Raw genomic sequence first — 16,429 nt, 5'->3', positions numbered from 1 at the left:
ACGAACAAGTTGTACGTAACTTACGGACAGGTTGTATGGAAATCAAGAGGACCCAGGCCGAGCGTTCGGCGACCACGCGCGCCGCCCTCGTCACCGCTGCGCGCTCCCTCGCCGCCGAGCACGGGTACGCCGCCCTGTCGACCGACCAGATCGCCAAGGCGGCCGGCGTGACCCGAGGCGCGCTCTACCACCAGTTCGACGGCAAGGAGGAGCTGTTCGCGGCGGTCTTCGAGCAGGTCGAGTCCGAGATCGCCGAGCGGATCGACGCGTTCATCGAGGCCGCCGCACCCACCGACGTGGAGTCGATGCTCGGTGCCAACATCGACGCCTGGCTCGCCACCTGCGCCGAGCCGGACTTCCACCGGATCGCGCTGATCGAGGCACCCGCCGTGCTCGGCTGGGAGCGCTGGCGCGAGGTCGGGCTCCGGTACGGCGTCGGGCTCGTCGAGTCCGCGCTGCGCTCGCTCATCGACGCGGGCCTGGTGGCCGACCGGCCGGTCCGCCCCCTCGCCCACGTCCTCGTCGGCGCGCTCGACGAGGCGGCGCTGTACTGCGCGCAGGCCGAGGACCGCACGCGGGCGACCGCCGAGGTGCGCGACGCGCTCCTGGCGGTCCTCACCGGTCTGCTGGTCTGAGCGCGGTCAGCCGCGGACGAGCGCGCCGATCTCGGCCGCGGCGTCGGACAGCCCGATCTCGGTGCGCTCGCCGGTACGGCGGTCCTTGACCTCGATGACCCCGTCGGCCACGCCGCGCCCGACCGTGACGATGGTCGGCACGCCGATCAGCTCGGCGTCCTTGAACTTCACCCCGGGGCTGATCTTGCCGGCGCGGTCGTCGTACAGGACGTCGATGCCGGCCGCGTCGAGCTCGGCGACCAGCTGGTCGGCGGCCGCGAAGACGGCCTCCTCCTTGCCGGCGGCGACCACGTGCACGTCGTACGGCGCGATGTTGCGGGGCCAGCACAGGCCGATGTCGTCGAGGGTGTCCTCGGCGATGGCGGCCACGGCGCGGGTGACGCCGATGCCGTAGGAGCCCATCGTGACGGTGACCAGCTTGCCGTTCTCGTCGAGGACCTTGAGGTCCAGCGCCTCGGCGTACTTGCGGCCGAGCTGGAAGACGTGGCCCATCTCGATGCCACGCGCGGTCTCGAGCGTGCCGTCCTCGCAGCGCGGGCAGCTGTCGCCGTCGCGCACCTCGGCGGCCTCGATCGTGCCGTCGGGCGTGAAGTCACGACCGACGACCATGTCGATGGTGTGCGAGCCGTCGACGTCCGCGCCAGTGACCCAACGGGTGCCCTCGACGATGCGCGGGTCGACGAGGAAGCGGATGCCCGTCTTGCCCTCCTCGCCCAGCACGCCGGGACCGATGTAGCCCTTGACGAGCGCGGGGTGCTTGCGCAGCTCGGCCTCGTCCATCGGCTCGACGGTGATCGGCTCCAGCTGCCCCTCGAGACGCTTGACGTCGATCTCGCGGTCACCCGGCACCCCGACCGCGAGGGGCTCGCGGGTGCCGTCGGGGTGGGTCAGGACGAGCAGCACGTTCTTCAGGGTGTCGCGGGCCTCCCAGGCCCGGTCCTCGCGCGGGAAGGCCGCGTTGAGGTGGTCGACCAGGGACGCGATGGTGGGCGTGCCCGGCGTTGCCTCGGCGTGGGCGGCGGGCACGTCGTCGTACGCCTGCGGCTGGGGCGCCCGCACCTCGACCGCCTCGACGTTGGCCGCGTAGTCGCAGTGCGTGCAGCGCACGTAGGTGTCCTCGCCGACCTCGGCCTTGGCCAGGAACTCCTCGGAGGCCGAGCCACCCATCGCACCGGACGTGGCCCGCACGATGACGTACTCGAAGCCGAAGCGGTCGAAGATCTTCACGTACGCCGCCCGGTGGGCATCGTAGGCGGCCTGCAGCCCGGCGTCGTCGACGTCGAAGGAGTAGCTGTCCTTCATGACGAACTCACGGCCCCGCAGCAGGCCCGCGCGCGGCCGCGCCTCGTCGCGGTACTTGTTCTGGATCTGGTAGAGGCTCACCGGCAGGTCCTTGTAGGAGCCGTACATGTCCTTCACCAGGAGCGTGAACATCTCCTCGTGCGTGGGGCCCAGGAGGTAGTCGGCCTCCTTGCGGTCCTTGAGCCGGAAGATGCCGTCGCCGTACTCGGTCCAGCGGTTGGTGGCCTCGTAGGGCTCGCGCGGCAGCAGCGCCGGGAAGTGCACCTCCTGCGAGCCGATCGCGGCCATCTCCTCGCGGATGATGCCCTCGACCTTGCCGAGGACCCGCAGGCCCAGCGGCAGCCAGGTGTAGATGCCCGGCGCAGCGCGGCGGATGTAGCCGGCGCGGACCAGGAGCCGGTGGCTCGCGACCTCGGCGTCGGAGGGGTCCTCACGGAGGGTGCGGAGGAACAGGGTCGACATCCGGGCCAGCATGGGGAGAAGGTTACGGCGCTGAGGTCCGTCGCCTCCAACCAGTTCGGGTTGGGGCGACGGTGCCGATGCACAGGGTGTGGCAGGAGGGAGTCGCGGTGGGTGAGGCGATGCCGTGGCAGGAGCGTGCGGCGCGGGTCCGGGCGGGAGCCGGGGAGTACGCCGACGTACCCGCCGAGGTCGGCCCGGCCCTCATGCGCGACCTGTTCGACACGATCCTGCGGACGTCGTTCGACGCCGTCGTGCTCTGCGAACGGGTGACCGGTGCCTACCTCGAGGTGAGCGACTCGTTCTGCCGACTGACCGGCTACACGCGTGCCGAGCTGCTCGGCCGCAGCTCGGTGGAGCTCGGGCTGGTCGACCCTGCCGGCGTACGGATGATCGCGGAGGCCGACGCGGTCCTCGGCCACGGGGATGTACGAGACCTGGACGCCTGCCTGGCAGCGTTCGACGAGGCGATCGCGGGCGTGCGGGTCGGCCCGTCCGGAGCCGATCGAGCGATCTCCGTCAGCATCGGTACGTCGGTCGCGGACGGCGGGATCGCCACCGTGGAGCGGCTCCTGGCCGCCGCCGACGCGGGTCAGTACGTCGCCAAGCGGGCCCGCCACGCGGCCCGGACCAGCGGCAGCTGAAGCGGGAGCCGCGCCACGGACGCTGCCTGCAGCCCCCGGTTGCGGCCCTTCAGGGCCTCGGTCGCCATGTGCACGTTGCCCGGGAAGACCCCGACGAGCAGCGCAGCACTGGCCAGCGCGGCGGGGCGCCGAGTGCGGGGAACCATCATCCCGACCGCGCAGACCAGCTCGGCGACGCCGGACCACACGATGACCTCACGGTGCGCGGGCACCCACGACGGCATCAGCGGCTCGAAGACCTCCGGCTTGACGAGGTGGACCGTGCCGCTGGCGAGGAAGGCGCCGATGACGACCTTGGCGTCGGGGCGGAGAGACATGCGGGCTCCTCAGAACATGATGGTGGCGAAGCGGTCGGTCTCGACGAACCCGACCCGCTCGTAGACGGCACGCGCCGCCTCGTTCCAGTCGTTGACGTAGAGCGAGACGTTGGGGGCGATCGTGGCCCGCACCTGCTCCACGACCGCGGCCATGCCGGCCGTCGCCAGGCCCTGTCCCCGCAGGTGCGGCGGCACCCACACCCCCTGGATCTGGGCGGCGTCGCGGGTCGCGCAGGCGACCTCCGCCTTGAAGACGAGCTGGCCGTCGTCGTACCGGGCGAAGGACCAGCTGCGGTTGACCAGCTGCAGGACGCGCGCCCGGTACAGGTCGGAGCCTCCGCCCACCTCCGGCGAGATGCCGACCTCCTCGGTGTACATCGCCACGCAGGCCGGGTAGAGCACGCCGAGGTCGGCACGGACGCTGGGCCGCACGAACGGGTCCGGCTCGACGAGCGGTGCCGCCGAGATCGCGAGGTGGCGCTGGTCCCAGCGCACGTCACGGGGCCGGCCCCAGTCCGGGGCCACCCGCTCCCAGAAGGGGCGGACGGCGTCCTGGGGTCCCACGATCGTCGAGGCGGTACGCCGGCGGGCCAGTGCCGCGTCGGCGAAGTCGACGGCGTCGTCGGGGTCGGCCTCGACCGGCACCAGGTTCGCGGCGACGTGGCACGCCGCGACCAGCTCGCCGCCCTCGAACTTGCCCCACATCTCGCCACCGAGCCAGCGCGGCTCGAGGTTCGTCGTCTCGGCGCGGTGGATCACGAACACGTTCACCACCGGGTCCTGGGCCGCCAGGCTCAGGAACGCGCCGAGGTCGGCGCTGCTGAGGACGCGAACGCCTCGGCGGGTGGTCAGCACGCGGCCGAGGCTACTCGTTCCGATGCTCGCCCCTGTTCACCTAGTCCCAATTGACTATAGGCTGCGGCCCGAAGTCCCGATCCGTCGGATCCCGGGCAACCTGCACAGTGGTGCAGCCGAACCACTGGGGGCAGCGTCGGGACCGGCCCCTCCCTATCGAGGAGTCCGCACGATGTTCACGCTCGGATCCGCCGGACGCCGCCGCCGCGGCTCCGCCCTGGCCGCCATCGCACTCGGCGGAGCCGCCCTGATCGCCGCGCCCGGCGGCTCGGCGGCCTGGGCCCGTCCGTCCGCCGACCCCTGCGGCGCCACCGTGCTCAAGGCCGACGGGACGCCCTGGACCTGCACCTTCTCCGACACCTTCTCCGACTCCCGGCTGGACAGCACGAAGTGGAGCGTCGGCCAGACGTCCACCTCCGGCTTCGTGATGGGCAAGACCTGCTTCACGGCGGACAACGTCGTGGAGTCGGGCGGCGAGCTGCGGCTCACCGCGCGCGACCTCGGCCACGACATCACCTGCTCGTCGCCGTACGGCTCCTTCACCACCCGCTACACCGGAGCGCACGTCGGCACCGTCGGCAAGTGGGCGCAGGCGTACGGACGCTTCGACGTCCGCGCCCGCTACCCCCGCAGCGGCTCCGGGCTCCATGGCGGCTACTGGCTCTACCCCGCGAAGATGACCTACGGCGCGTGGCCCGCCTCCGGCGAGATCGACGTCGCCGAGTGGTGGTCCAGCGTGCCGAACACGGTGCTGCCGACGCTGCACTACAGCGGCAGCAGCCTCTTCGGCGACTCCGGCTGGGGGTGCACCGTCAGCGACCCGACGGTGTGGCACGACTACACGCTGGTGTGGGAGCGCACGCAGATGACGTTCGCCATCGACGGCACCGTCTGCTTCAGCGAGGGCTGGTCGCCGAGCTCGCCGCTCGTCGCTCCGCAGCCGTTCGACCAGCCGTTCAACCTCATCATGAACATGGCGGTCGACGACTCCAGCGACAACCCCGTGAACAGCCAGACCTCGCTGCCGGCCACCTACGAGGTCGACTACGTGAAGGCCTGGAAGTAGCCCACCGGTCGTCGGCGCCGGCCCCCGGGACGGTCAGGAGACGCTGACCTCGGCGGCGGCGCCCTCGACGGGCTCCATGCCCTCGGCGATCTTCATCGCCTCCTCGATCAGGGTCTCGACGATCTCGGACTCGGGGACGGTCTTGATGACCTCGCCCTTGACGAAGATCTGGCCCTTGCCGTTGCCGGACGCGACGCCGAGATCCGCCTCGCGCGCCTCGCCCGGGCCGTTGACGACGCAGCCCATGACGGCGACGCGCAGCGGGACCTCCATGCCCTCGAGGCCCGCGGTCACCTGCTCGGCGAGCTTGTAGACGTCGACCTGGGCCCGGCCGCAGGACGGGCACGAGACGATCTCGAGCTTGCGGGGACGCAGGTTGAGGCTCTGCAGGATCTGGATGCCGACCTTGACCTCCTCCACCGGCGGGGCGGAGAGAGAGACCCGGATCGTGTCTCCGATGCCCTTGCTGAGCAGCGCGCCGAACGCGGTGGCCGACTTGATCGTGCCCTGGAACGCCGGGCCCGCCTCGGTGACGCCGAGGTGCAGCGGCCAGTCGCCCTGTTCGGCGAGCAGCTCGTAGGCACGCACCATGACGACCGGGTCGTTGTGCTTGACCGAGATCTTGAAGTCGCGGAAGCCGTGCTCCTCGAACAGGCTCGCCTCCCAGATCGCGCTCTCGACGAGCGCCTCGGGCGTGGCCTTGCCGTACTTCTCCAGCAACCGCTTGTCGAGCGAGCCTGCGTTGACGCCGATCCGGATGCTCGTGCCGTGGTCCTTGGCCGCGGCGGCGATCTCCTTGACCTGGTCGTCGAACTTCTTGATGTTGCCCGGGTTGACGCGGACCGCGGCGCAGCCGGCCTCGATCGCCGCGAAGACGTACTTGGGCTGGAAGTGGATGTCGGCGATGACAGGGATCTGGGAGTGCCGCGCGATCTCGGGGAGCGCGTCGGCGTCGTCCTGGCTCGGGCACGCGACACGGACGATGTCGCAGCCGGCGGCGGTGAGCTCGGCGATCTGCTGGAGGGTGGTGTTGACGTCGCTGGTGAGCGTCGTGGTCATCGACTGCACCGAGATCGGGTGGTCGCTCCCCACCCCGACCTTGCCGACCTGGATCTGCCGCGTCGGGCGTCGCGGGGCGAGCACCGGAGGCGGGGCGGAGGGCATGCCGAGGCCGATGGCAGTCATGGTGTCCAGCCTACTTTCCGCGGTGCGAGGACGGGTCAGGAGGCGATGTGGACCGGTACGACGAAGTCCGCGACGATCAGCACGACGCCCATGACGAGCAGCGCCGAGGCCACGACGTACGCGACCGGGAGCAGCTTGGCCGCGTCGACGTAGCCGGGGTCAGGACGGCGACGGAGCCGCGCGACGCCGCGGCGCACGGCTTCCCACAGGGCGCTCGCGATGTGGCCGCCGTCGAGCGGGAGCAGCGGCACGAAGTTGAACATGCCGATGAAGAAGTTGAAGCCGGCGATGAGCATCAGCAGGAAGACGGCCTTCTCCTGCACATCGATGCTCCTGCTGGCGCCGATCTCGCCCGCGAACCGGCCGCCGCCGACGATGCTGACCGGGCCGTTCGGGTCGCGCTGCTGCAGTCCCACGATGGCGCGGGCGACGCCCCAGACCTTGACCGGCAGCGTGGCCAGCGACGACACCACGTGCTTGGTCATGGCGCCCATCTGCTGCAGCGTGTAGAGCGGGCCGCCGGTGACCGGCGTCTGCGTCGGCGAGACGCCCAGGAAGCCGACCTTGGTCGTGGTCGTCGCGTCGTCGGTGAGGAACCGGGGCGTCACGGTCGTCTTCGTCGGGCGCAGGGTCATCTCGCGCCCGTCGCGGACCACGGTGATCCGGGCGGTGCCGTCGCCGTTCGCTCGGATCAGCTGCTGCACCTGGGTCCAGCTGTCGATCCGAGTGCCGTTGAAGGCGACGATCCGATCGCCGACGTGGATGCCCGCCTTCGCGGCGGGGCTCTTCGGGTCGGCAGGCTTGCACACCCGGCCGTCCTGCTCGACGGGGACGATGCAGCCCTGCACCTCGGAGACGGTCGTGCCGAGGTGGATGTCGTTGGTGTTGCCGTACGTCGCGAAGACGGCCGCGAAGATGCCGAAGGCGATGAGCAGGTTCACCGTGGGCCCCCCGGCCATCACGACGATCTTCTTCCAGGACGGCATCTTGTAGAACAGCCGGTCGCCGTCCTCGGGCCGGATCGTCTCCCACTCCGCCGCACGGGCGTCGGAGATGAGCTGGGTGAACATGCCGGTGTTGGACTTGCGGACCCTCACGACGGTGTTGCCGTCGGCGTCCACCTCGACCTCGTCGGCGGCGTCGACCGCCGCCGGCGGCAGCATCCCGACGATCTTGACGTAGCCGCCGAGCGGGATCGCCTTGACGCCGTACTCGGTCTCCCCGACCTGCTTGCTCCAGACGGTCGGACCGAAGCCGATGAAGTACTGCGTCACCTTCCCGCCGAACCTCTTCGCCGGGATCATGTGGCCGAGCTCGTGCAGGCCGATCGAGGCGAGGATCGCGAGCGCGAACGCGAGGACCCCGAGCGTGTAGAGCAGCGCGGTCATCGGTCACCTCGGTCCTGGATCAGGGCGGCGGCGGTCGCGCGCGCCCAGGCGTCGGCCGCCACGATGTCGTCGACGGTCAGCCCCTCCGAGCGTACGTCGTGGGTGTGCACCACGTCTGCGATCGTGTCGACGATCCCGGTGAAGCCGAGGCGACCGGTGCGGAACGCCTCGACGCAGACCTCGTTGGCGGCGTTGTAGACCGCGGGTGCGGTGCCGCCGGCCGTGCCGGCCTCGCGGGCGAGCGCGACCGCCGGAAACGCCTCGTCGTCGAGCGGGAGGAACTCCCAGGCCTCCGGCCGGCTCCAGTCCACGGCCGGCGCGGCGTCCGGGACGCGGTCGGGCCAGGTGAGGCCGAGGGCGATGGGGATCAGCATCGTCGGCGGGCTGGCCTGGAGGATGGTCGAGCCGTCGACGTACTCGACCATCGAGTGGACCACGCTCGTGGGGTGGACCACGACCTCGATCCGGTCGAAGGGCACCCCGAAGAGCAGGTGCGCCTCGATCACCTCGAGCCCCTTGTTGACCAGGGTCGCGGAGTTGATGGTGATGACCGGACCCATGTCCCAGGTGGGGTGGTTGCCGGCCTGCTCCGGGGTGACGTCGGCGAGCTCGGCACGGGTGCGGCCGCGGAACGGGCCACCGCTCGCGGTGAGCACCAGCCGGCGTACCTCCCGGGCGTCGCCGGCCCGCAGGCACTGGGCGATGGCGCTGTGCTCGGAGTCGACGGGCACGATCTGGCCCGGCTTCGCGCGCTCGAGGACGAGCGGACCGCCCATGATGAGCGACTCCTTGTTGGCCAGGGCGAGGCTGGTCCCGGCGTCGAGCGCGGCCAGCGTCGGCCGCAGCCCGACCGCACCCGTGATGCCGTTGAGGACGACGTCGCAGGGGTGCCCGGCGGCCTCGACGCTCGCCTCCTCCCCCAGGCCCGAGCACGCCGGCGCGAACTCGTCCACCTGCTGCGCGAACAGCTCGGGGTTGCTGCCGCCCGCGGTCAGGCCGACCACCCGGAACCGGTCCGGGTTGGCACGCACCAGCTCCAGCGCCTGGGTGCCGATCGAGCCGGTGGAACCGAGGATGACGACGTCCTTCACCCGGCCATCCTCTCAACTCCCGACGGCCGCGGCACCGGCCTCCCGGATGTTGTCGACGACACGGGCCCCAACGCGTCGGATTGCCAGGATCCACGGGGGTTCTGCTGGATCCTTGACCCGTGATCGCCCGCCTTCGCGGCCACGCGCTGCTCGCGTCGGCCATCGCCCTGGTCCTGCTCGTGGCGACCTTCTTCGGCGAGGCGAGCGGCTCGGCGAAGGGACCGGTGACGGCACGCGCGGTCGCGGCCGACGTCGGGGCCTCGAACGAGCCGGCCGGCACGGCGTCGAGCCGCCAGCCGAGCGGCGGCGCCCACTGCCGCGGCTTGGTGGCACTCACTTTCGACGACGGCCCTGCGCCGGGCACGACCGAGCACCTGGTCCGGATCCTGCAGCACCTCGGGGTGCGGGCCACGTTCTTCATGGTCGGCTACCGGGTGGCGGCCGCGGAGCGGACGGTGCGCGCGGTCACCGACGCGGGCTTCGCCATCGGGAACCACACGTGGGCACACCGTGACCTCGCGCTGCAGTCGGCCGCAGACGCCCGGGTCGCGCTGGTCCGCACGGAGCGTGCGTTGCGTCGGGCGGGCGTGGGCACCGGTCGGCTGATGCGTCCGCCGTACGGATCGCTGGACGGCACGGCACGACAGGTGATCCGCAGCCTCGGGCTGGTCCCGGTGCTCTGGACGATCGACTCCCTCGACTGGCAGAGCGGGAGCACGCGGCAGATCGCCCACCGCATCCTGTCCGCGCTGCGCCCCGGACCGGACAACGTCGTGCTGCAGCACGACGGCGTCGACCGGTCCCCGATCTCGGTCCGGGCCGTGCCGATCGTGGTGCGCGCCGCGCGGCGGCGCGGCTACTGCTTCGTGGAGCTCGACCGGAACGGCCACCCGAGATGGCCGGTCGGCTACCGCCCCTTCAGTCGCTGAGCAGGCGGTCCGCCGCCGTGTGCGGGTCGAGCTCGCCCGCGACGACGGCCTCGGCCAGCCCGGCCAGCCGGTCGGAACGGCCGACGTCGGCCCAGCGCCGGCGCATCGCCGTCAGCGCGAGCGCCTCGATCTCCTCGCGTGCCCGACGGGTACGCCGACGCGCACCCTCGCCCGACCCCCCGAGCCACGCGCGGTGCTCGGCCAGCGCGTCCGCGACCTCGTCCACACCCGTGCCCGTGGCGGCGGTCGTCATCAGCACCGGCGGCTTCCACGCACCGTCGCGCCGCTCGGCCAGGCCGAGCATGGAGCGGAGGTCCCGGCGTACCTTCTGGGCTCCGTCGCGGTCGGCCTTGTTGACGACGTACAGGTCGCCGATCTCGAGGATGCCGGCCTTCGCGGCCTGGATGCCGTCGCCCATGCCCGGCGCGAGCAGCACGATCGTCGTGTCCGCCAGACCGGCGATCTCGACCTCGCTCTGACCGACGCCCACCGTCTCCACGAGCACCACGTCGAAGCCGCACGCGTCGAGGACACGCATCGCCTGCGGAGCCGCCCAGGCCAGGCCACCGAGGTGACCGCGGGCCGCCATGCTGCGGATGAACACCCCGGGGTCGAGGACGTGGTCGCCCATCCGGATCCGGTCGCCGAGCAGCGCGCCGCCCGAGAACGGCGAGGACGGGTCGACGGCGAGCACCGCGACCCGCAGGTCGCGCTTGCGCAGCTCCCCCACCAGCGCGCTCGTGGACGTCGACTTCCCGACGCCGGGAGCACCGGTGAGACCGACGACGTGCGCCTGTCCGGCGTACGGCGCCAGGGCCCGCATCAGGTCGGGCAGGACCGGCGACTCGTCCTCGACGAGCGAGACGAGGCGGCCCACCGAGCGCTGGTCGCCGGCGCGTGCCTTCTCCACCAAGCCAGGAACGGCCGCCGCGGTGATCCCGCGGCGGCCGCCCCCGTTGCTGCTTTCGGTCATCAGGCCTTCGGCACGCGCACGATCAGCGCGTCGCCCTGGCCGCCGCCACCACAGAGGGCAGCGGCACCGGTGCCGCCACCGCGGCGCTTGAGCTCGTTGGCGAGGTGCAGCACCACGCGGGCGCCGGACATGCCGACCGGGTGGCCGAGCGCGATCGCGCCGCCGTTGACGTTGACCTTCTCGTCGTCGATGCCGAGGGCACGGGCCGAAGCGATGCCGACGGCCGCGAACGCCTCGTTGAACTCGACCAGGTCGAGGTCGGCGGCGGTGATGCCCTCCTTCTCGAGGGCCTTCGCGGTCGCGTTCGCGGGCTGCAGCTGCAGGCTGGAGTCCGGACCAGCCACCATGCCGTGCGCGCCGATCTCGGCGAGCCACTCCAGGCCGAGTTCCTCGGCCTTGGCCTTGCTCATGACGACGACCGCGGCCGCACCGTCGGAGATCTGCGAGGCGGAGCCGGCGGTGATGGTCCCGTCCTTGGCGACCGGGCGGAGGCCCGACAGCGACTCGACGGTGGTGTCGCCACGGACGCCCTCGTCCTGGCTGACCACGACGTCGCCGCGGCGGCTGGAGATCGTCACGGGGACGATCTCGTCGTCGAAGAGGCCGTTCTTCTGGGCCTCGGCGGCGCGCTGGTGCGACTGGGCCGCGAACGCGTCCTGCTCCTCGCGGGAGAACTGGTCCGTGGCGGCGTTGCAGCCGTCGGTCAGGTTGATCATGGCCTGCTTGGTGAACTGGTCGTACAGGGCGTCGTACGCCATCGAGTCCACCAGGGTGGTGTCGCCGTACTTGAAGCCCTCGCGGGACTTCGGCAGCAGGTGCGGAGCGTTGGTCATCGACTCCATGCCACCGGCCACGACGATCTCGACCTCACCGGCGCGGACGAGCTGGTCGGCCAGCGCGATCGCGTTGAGACCGGACAGGCAGACCTTGTTGATGGTGATCGTCGGCACCGCCATCGGGATGCCGGCGTCGGTGGCCGCCATGCGCGCGGGGTTCTGGCCGGCACCGGCCTGGATCACCTGACCCATGATGACGTAGTCGACCTTGTCGGCCGCGACACCGGCCTTCTCGAGGGCACCCTTGATCGCGACCGCGCCGAGGTCGGCTGCGGACAGCGATGCGAGCCCGCCGAGCAGGCGGCCGATCGGCGTACGAGCGCCGGCGACGATGACGCTGGGGTTGTCGGACATGCTTCCTCCGTTGAAGAGAACCGGTGAACCTTGATGACACTACTCGGCGGTAGACGAGCGCGGGGAGGGTCTCAACCCCGGGCGGTCTGAGGCCCTCGTCACAGCGGTCTCCCGGCATGATGGGCGTCATGAGCCTCAGCGACGTGCAGCACCTGTTCACCGCCATCGACCACGTCGGGATCGCCGTGCCCGACCTGGACGAGGCGATCGCGTTCTACACCGGCACCTACGGCATGACGGTCGCCCACGAGGAGACCAACGAGGAGCAGGGCGTACGCGAGGCGATGGTCCGCGTCGGCGACACCGACTCCTGCATCCAGCTCCTGGCGCCGCTCTCGCCAGAGTCCACGATCGGCAAGTTCCTGGCCAAGTCCGGCCCCGGCCTGCAGCAGCTGGCCTACCGGGTCGCCGACATCGACGCCGTCTCCGCGACCCTGCGTGAGCGCGGCCTGCGTCTGCTGTACGACGCCCCGAAGCGCGGTACGTCGAACAGCCGGGTCAACTTCATCCACCCCAAGGACGCCGGCGGCGTGCTGGTGGAGCTGGTGGAGCCGGCGGCGGACGCTGCTCACTGATCACTCTGGTGTGCAGGAATCCCCGGTCGACCGGGGATTCCTGCACTTGACGGGCATTGCAACGCACGTCAAGCGACGGGATCACCGGCCGACCGGGGATCCCTGCACCCACCTGAACCCGACCGTCTCCCCCGGCCTGAGCTGGGCGAGGCGGTCGGTGTCTTTTCCGGTGACGACCCCGATCACCGGGTAGCCGCCGGTCACCGGGTGGTCCGGCCCGAACACGATCGGCTCCCCGCTCGGCGGGACCTGGATCGCGCCGCGGGTCGCGCCCTCGCTCGGGACCTGGCGGGTCGGATCGGTGAGGTGGAGGCGGGAGCCGGACAGGCGCAGGCCGACCCGGTCGCTGGCGGCCCCGACCGTCCAGCGGGTCGCCGTGAGGACCTCGGGATCGGAGATCCAGTCGACGCGCGGACCACGGACGACCTGGAGGACCGGGTGGTCGGCATAGCCGGGCGCCGGGAGGCCCTCGGTGCGGATGTCGCCGTCCACGGCGTGCCCGGTCCGCAGCCGGTCGCCGGCCGACAGCGGCGCCCGCCCGATGTCGGCGAGCGTGTCGCGGGAGGCCGAGCCCAGCACGGCCGCCTCGTCGATCCCGCCGCGGACGGCCAGGTAGGAACGCAGGCCGGTCGTCGGAGTGCCCAGCCGGACCCGCTGGCCGGGCCGGGCGACCAGCACGACCCCGGGCGGCTCCTGGCGACCGTCGACCTCGATCGGCGTGGGGGCACCGGTCACGACGAACCAGGTCGTGCCGGTCACCTCGAGGTCGAGCCCGCCGAGGACGACCTCGAGGGCCGCGGCACCCGCCCGGTTGCCGACCAGCCGGTTGCCGAGCTCGTACGACGCCCGGTCGGCCGCGCCGCTCGCCCCGACCCCGATCGCGGCGTGCCCTGGCCGACCGGCGTCCTGCACGAGGACGGGACCGCCGACGGCGCGGACGACGAGCTCAGCCATCGACGGCCTCGAACCGGACGACGGCGCCCGCGGTCAGCAGCGCGGGCTCCTCGCGGGCGAGGTCCCACAGGACGACGTCGGTGCGCCCGATCAGCTGCCAACCGCCCGGCGACTCCCGCGGGTAGACCCCGCTGAACTCCCCCGCCAGCCCCACCGAACCGGCCGGGACATGGGTCCGCGGCGTCGCGCGGCGCGCCACCTGCAGCCGGGGGTCGCCGCCGACCAGGTACGCGAAACCGGGCGCGAACCCGCCGAACGCGACCCTCCAGGCGCTCCCTGTGTGGGCGGCCACCACCTCGTCCTCGGCCAGCCCGGTGAGTCGTGCCACCTCGGGTAGGTCGGGTCCGTCGTACCGGGTGGGGATGCGTCGTACCTGACCTTCTGGTTGGGTTTGCGCCGAATTCCCAACCAGAAGGTCAGGTACGACGGAGCGGAGCCGGTCCAGCCCCACCCCGGCCCGCCCCACGAGGAGCACCGTGCGCGCGCCCGGTACGACGTCCTCGACGACCTCCGCGACGGAGGCCGAGCCGCGGAGCTGGTCGGTCAGCGCCACCACCGCGGCGGTGTCGGGCAGCTCGACGAGCAGCGCGCGGTCGCCGTACGGCAGGACGTTCATGCGAAGGGGGCGACCTCGACCCCGGCGCGCTCCAGGGCGGCGCGGACCGATTCCGCGATGGCGACGGCACCCGCCGAGTCACCGTGGACGCACAGCGAGTCGACCGAGGACGCCAGCGCGACCGCCTGCTCCGCGGCCAGCGCGGGCGACTCGATCATCGCCCCCGCTTGCCCGCGCGGGACGAGGTTGCCGTCGGGCAGGTAGCCGCGGTCGGCGAACCCCTCGGTCACGACCGGCAGCCCGGACGCCTCGGCGAGCAGCAGGAAGGGCGAGTCGGGCAGGCCCAGAACCGGCAGGCCGCCGTACTCCACCACGGCGTCGATGACGGCCTGCGCCTGCGCCGGCCGAACGTTGACGGCGTGGTAGAGCGCCCCGTGCGGCTTGAGGTAGCGGACCCGGTCGCCCGCGACCCGGGCCAGGCCGTCGAGGGCGCCGAGCTGGTAGAGCACCTCAGCGGTCAGCTCGGCCGCGGGGACGTCGATGAAGCGCCGCCCGAAGCCGGCCAGGTCGCGGTAGCCGACCTGGGCGCCGATCCGGACGCCGTGCGCCACGCACGTCGCGACGGTACGACGCAACGTCAGCGGGTCACCCGCGTGGAACCCACACGCCACGTTGGCGGAGGTGAGATGCGGGAGCAGCGCGGCGTCGTCGCCGAGCGTCCACCTTCCGAACGATTCGCCCACATCCGCGTTGAGGTCGACCACGCGCCTATGGTGACCCATGGCGAGCCACGGCGGGCGCGCGCACGTGTCCGGATGGCGGTCGGCGCAGTGAGACGGCCGTCACGAACCGGCCCTGAATCGGTTACCGAACGGTAACCTGCCCGACGGCCGTATTGCCACACGCACGGGGGCTCCGCCCCCGTGAGCCCCCGAACACCCCGAACAACAGAGGTCAGGGAGAAGACGACCGTGCAGCACATCCTCGACGCCATCCAGGCCGAAGCCTCTGCGGAGGACTTCGCCAACCTCGAGCTTCCCGAGTCCTACCGGGCCGTGACCGTCCACAAGGACGAGGTCGACATGTTCGAGGGCATCCCCTCGAAGGAGAAGGACCCGCGCAAGTCCCTCCACGTCGACGACGTACCGCTCCCCGAGCTCGGCCCGGGCGAGGCGTTCGTGGCCGTGATGGCCTCCGCCATCAACTACAACACCGTGTGGACCTCGATCTTCGAGCCCGTCTCCACCTTCGGCTTCCTCGAGCGCTACGGCCGCGAGTCCGACCTCGGCGCCCGCCACAACCTGCCGTACCACATCGTCGGCTCCGACCTGTCCGGCGTCGTCCTCGCCGTGGGTGCGGGCGTCACCAAGTGGAAGCCGGGCGACCGGGTCGTCGCGCACTGCCTGAGCGTCGAGCTCGAGGCGCCCGACGGCCACAACGACACGATGATGGACCCGTCCCAGCGCATCTGGGGCTTCGAGACCAACTTCGGCGGTCTCGCCGACGTCGCGATGGTCAAGGCCAACCAGCTCATGCCCAAGCCCGAGCACCTCACCTGGGAGGAGGCCGCGTCGCCGGGTCTGGTCAACTGCACCGCCTACCGCCAGCTGGTCTCCGCCAACGGCGGCAACATGAAGCAGGGCGACAACGTCCTGATCTGGGGCGCCTCCGGCGGCCTCGGCGGCTTCGCCACCCAGTACGCCCTCAACGGTGGCGCGAACCCGATCTGCGTGGTCTCCAACGAGGAGAAGGCCCAGATCGTGCGCAACATGGGCGCGGACAAGATCATCAACCGCTCCGAGATGGACTTCAAGTTCTGGAACGAGGACGGCACCCAGCAGAACCCGAAGGAGTGGCTGCGCCTGGGCAAGGCCATCCGCGAGCTCACCGGCGGGGAGGACATCGACATCGTCTTCGAGCACCCGGGCCGCGAGACCTTCGGCGCCTCGGTCTTCGTCACCCGCAAGGGCGGCACCATCACGACCTGTGCGTCGACCTCGGGCTACATGCACGAGTACGACAACCGCTACCTGTGGATGAACCTCAAGAGGATCATCTCCAGCCACTTCGCCAACTACCGCGAGTCGTGGGAGGCCAACCGCCTCATCGCGCAGGGCAAGATCCACCCGACGCTGTCGCGCACCTACAAGCTCGAGGAGACCGGCCAGGCGGCCCTCGACGTGCACCACAACAAGCACCAGGGCAAGGTCGGCGTCCTGTGCCTCTCCCCCGAGGAGGGCCTGGGCGTCAAGAACGAGGAGATGCGCGCCCAGCACCTCGACAAGATCAACCTGTTCCGAGGCATCTGAG

The 16,429-nt window shown here is 71.5% G+C and carries 17 protein-coding genes; 6 read left to right on the top strand and 11 right to left on the bottom strand.

The window, feature by feature from the left end:
- Positions 1-35 precede the first annotated feature (35 nt).
- A complete protein-coding gene (locus ACYVAQ_RS09300) occupies positions 36-635 on the top strand; it encodes a TetR/AcrR family transcriptional regulator (RefSeq protein WP_460788569.1) in 600 nt (199 codons plus the stop codon).
- 6 nt (positions 636-641) lie between these two features.
- Here ACYVAQ_RS09300 and ACYVAQ_RS09295 read toward each other — a convergent pair whose 3' ends face one another.
- A complete protein-coding gene (locus ACYVAQ_RS09295; protein ID WP_460788568.1) occupies positions 642-2,411 on the bottom strand; it encodes a proline--tRNA ligase in 1,770 nt (589 codons plus the stop codon).
- Positions 2,412-2,506: 95 nt separating this feature from the next.
- Here ACYVAQ_RS09295 and ACYVAQ_RS09290 point away from each other — a divergent pair, with 95 nt between their 5' ends.
- Positions 2,507-3,040 (top strand): PAS domain S-box protein, encoded by a 534-nt coding sequence (locus ACYVAQ_RS09290; RefSeq protein ID WP_460788566.1) that lies wholly within the window; start codon positions 2,507-2,509, stop codon positions 3,038-3,040.
- Here ACYVAQ_RS09290 and ACYVAQ_RS09285 read toward each other — a convergent pair.
- Positions 2,989-3,357, bottom strand: coding sequence for a DoxX family protein (locus ACYVAQ_RS09285; protein WP_460788564.1), 369 nt, complete (start codon positions 3,355-3,357; stop codon positions 2,989-2,991). The two genes, ACYVAQ_RS09290 and ACYVAQ_RS09285, sit on opposite strands and share 52 nt — an antisense overlap.
- Positions 3,358-3,366: 9 nt before the next feature.
- Positions 3,367-4,212, bottom strand: coding sequence for a GNAT family N-acetyltransferase (locus tag ACYVAQ_RS09280; RefSeq protein WP_460788562.1), 846 nt, complete (start codon positions 4,210-4,212; stop codon positions 3,367-3,369).
- A 172-nt stretch (positions 4,213-4,384) separates the two neighbouring features.
- On the opposite strand from ACYVAQ_RS09280, the gene ACYVAQ_RS09275 reads away from it, so the two are divergent.
- Positions 4,385-5,278, top strand: coding sequence for a glycoside hydrolase family 16 protein (locus tag ACYVAQ_RS09275; protein WP_460788559.1), 894 nt, complete (start codon positions 4,385-4,387; stop codon positions 5,276-5,278).
- Between the two features lie 33 nt (positions 5,279-5,311).
- On the opposite strand, the gene ispG is transcribed toward ACYVAQ_RS09275, so the two are convergent.
- Genes ispG through ACYVAQ_RS09260 form a run of 3 tightly spaced genes read right to left on the bottom strand, consistent with a single transcriptional unit; the run spans position 5,312 to position 8,942 of the window.
- Positions 5,312-6,463, bottom strand: a complete 1,152-nt coding sequence (gene ispG, locus ACYVAQ_RS09270; protein ID WP_460788557.1) for a flavodoxin-dependent (E)-4-hydroxy-3-methylbut-2-enyl-diphosphate synthase — start codon at positions 6,461-6,463, stop codon at positions 5,312-5,314.
- Between the two features lie 35 nt (positions 6,464-6,498).
- Entirely contained in the window at positions 6,499-7,851 is a 1,353-nt protein-coding gene (locus tag ACYVAQ_RS09265; protein WP_460788555.1) for a M50 family metallopeptidase, read from the bottom strand.
- Positions 7,848-8,942 (bottom strand): 1-deoxy-D-xylulose-5-phosphate reductoisomerase, encoded by a 1,095-nt coding sequence (locus ACYVAQ_RS09260; RefSeq protein ID WP_460788553.1) that lies wholly within the window; start codon positions 8,940-8,942, stop codon positions 7,848-7,850. Before ACYVAQ_RS09260 ends, ACYVAQ_RS09265 begins: the two co-directional genes overlap by 4 nt.
- A 119-nt stretch (positions 8,943-9,061) precedes the next feature.
- Here ACYVAQ_RS09260 and ACYVAQ_RS09255 point away from each other — a divergent pair, with 119 nt between their 5' ends.
- On the top strand, positions 9,062-9,871 hold the full coding sequence (locus ACYVAQ_RS09255; protein WP_460788552.1) for a polysaccharide deacetylase family protein: 810 nt from the start codon (positions 9,062-9,064) through the stop codon (positions 9,869-9,871).
- Here the strand turns inward: ACYVAQ_RS09255 and meaB are convergent.
- Together meaB and ACYVAQ_RS09245 are read right to left on the bottom strand one after the other, a co-directional pair.
- A complete protein-coding gene (gene meaB, locus ACYVAQ_RS09250; protein WP_460788550.1) occupies positions 9,861-10,844 on the bottom strand; it encodes a methylmalonyl Co-A mutase-associated GTPase MeaB in 984 nt (327 codons plus the stop codon). The two genes, ACYVAQ_RS09255 and meaB, sit on opposite strands and share 11 nt — an antisense overlap.
- Positions 10,844-12,034: an acetyl-CoA C-acetyltransferase gene (locus ACYVAQ_RS09245; RefSeq protein WP_460788548.1), complete on the bottom strand. Its 1,191-nt coding sequence runs from the start codon at positions 12,032-12,034 to the stop codon at positions 10,844-10,846. The genes meaB and ACYVAQ_RS09245 overlap by 1 nt, the downstream gene beginning before the upstream one ends.
- Positions 12,035-12,162: 128 nt before the next feature.
- Here ACYVAQ_RS09245 and mce point away from each other — a divergent pair, with 128 nt between their 5' ends.
- On the top strand, positions 12,163-12,609 hold the full coding sequence (mce, locus tag ACYVAQ_RS09240) for a methylmalonyl-CoA epimerase (RefSeq protein ID WP_460788546.1): 447 nt from the start codon (positions 12,163-12,165) through the stop codon (positions 12,607-12,609).
- A gap of 81 nt (positions 12,610-12,690) precedes the next feature.
- On the opposite strand, the gene ACYVAQ_RS09235 is transcribed toward mce, so the two are convergent.
- From ACYVAQ_RS09235 to ACYVAQ_RS09225, 3 genes are read right to left on the bottom strand one after another with little or no spacing between them, the layout of a single operon-like run.
- Positions 12,691-13,563, bottom strand: coding sequence for a 5-oxoprolinase subunit C family protein (locus ACYVAQ_RS09235; protein WP_460788544.1), 873 nt, complete (start codon positions 13,561-13,563; stop codon positions 12,691-12,693).
- Complete coding sequence (locus ACYVAQ_RS09230; protein ID WP_460788542.1) at positions 13,556-14,179, bottom strand: 5-oxoprolinase subunit B family protein; 624 nt, start codon at positions 14,177-14,179, stop codon at positions 13,556-13,558. The genes ACYVAQ_RS09235 and ACYVAQ_RS09230 overlap by 8 nt, the downstream gene beginning before the upstream one ends.
- Complete coding sequence (locus ACYVAQ_RS09225; protein WP_460788541.1) at positions 14,176-14,901, bottom strand: LamB/YcsF family protein; 726 nt, start codon at positions 14,899-14,901, stop codon at positions 14,176-14,178. Before ACYVAQ_RS09225 ends, ACYVAQ_RS09230 begins: the two co-directional genes overlap by 4 nt.
- A 189-nt stretch (positions 14,902-15,090) precedes the next feature.
- Between ACYVAQ_RS09225 and ccrA the strand changes: the two genes are divergently transcribed.
- A complete protein-coding gene (ccrA, locus tag ACYVAQ_RS09220) occupies positions 15,091-16,428 on the top strand; it encodes a crotonyl-CoA carboxylase/reductase (protein WP_460788539.1) in 1,338 nt (445 codons plus the stop codon).
- Position 16,429: the final 1 nt, after the last annotated feature.

The sequence above is a fragment of the Nocardioides maradonensis genome, from assembly GCF_054777115.1.
This window is presented reverse-complemented; position numbering and strand designations above follow the sequence as displayed.

Excerpts from the sequence above, each read along its gene's own strand:
- ACYVAQ_RS09300 (WP_460788569.1), top strand. The coding sequence starts at position 36 with ATGGAAATCAAGAGGACCCAGGCCGAGCGTTCGGCGACCACGCGCGCC.
- ACYVAQ_RS09295 (WP_460788568.1), bottom strand. The coding sequence starts at position 2,411 with ATGCTGGCCCGGATGTCGACCCTGTTCCTCCGCACCCTCCGTGAGGAC.
- ACYVAQ_RS09285 (WP_460788564.1), bottom strand. The coding sequence starts at position 3,357 with ATGTCTCTCCGCCCCGACGCCAAGGTCGTCATCGGCGCCTTCCTCGCC.
- ACYVAQ_RS09275 (WP_460788559.1), top strand. The coding sequence starts at position 4,385 with ATGTTCACGCTCGGATCCGCCGGACGCCGCCGCCGCGGCTCCGCCCTG.
- ispG (WP_460788557.1), bottom strand. The coding sequence starts at position 6,463 with ATGACTGCCATCGGCCTCGGCATGCCCTCCGCCCCGCCTCCGGTGCTC.
- ACYVAQ_RS09265 (WP_460788555.1), bottom strand. The coding sequence starts at position 7,851 with ATGACCGCGCTGCTCTACACGCTCGGGGTCCTCGCGTTCGCGCTCGCG.
- meaB (WP_460788550.1), bottom strand. The coding sequence starts at position 10,844 with ATGACCGAAAGCAGCAACGGGGGCGGCCGCCGCGGGATCACCGCGGCG.
- ACYVAQ_RS09245 (WP_460788548.1), bottom strand. The coding sequence starts at position 12,034 with ATGTCCGACAACCCCAGCGTCATCGTCGCCGGCGCTCGTACGCCGATC.
- mce (WP_460788546.1), top strand. The coding sequence starts at position 12,163 with ATGAGCCTCAGCGACGTGCAGCACCTGTTCACCGCCATCGACCACGTC.
- ACYVAQ_RS09235 (WP_460788544.1), bottom strand. The coding sequence starts at position 13,563 with ATGGCTGAGCTCGTCGTCCGCGCCGTCGGCGGTCCCGTCCTCGTGCAG.
- ACYVAQ_RS09230 (WP_460788542.1), bottom strand. The coding sequence starts at position 14,179 with ATGAACGTCCTGCCGTACGGCGACCGCGCGCTGCTCGTCGAGCTGCCC.
- ACYVAQ_RS09225 (WP_460788541.1), bottom strand. The coding sequence starts at position 14,901 with ATGGGTCACCATAGGCGCGTGGTCGACCTCAACGCGGATGTGGGCGAA.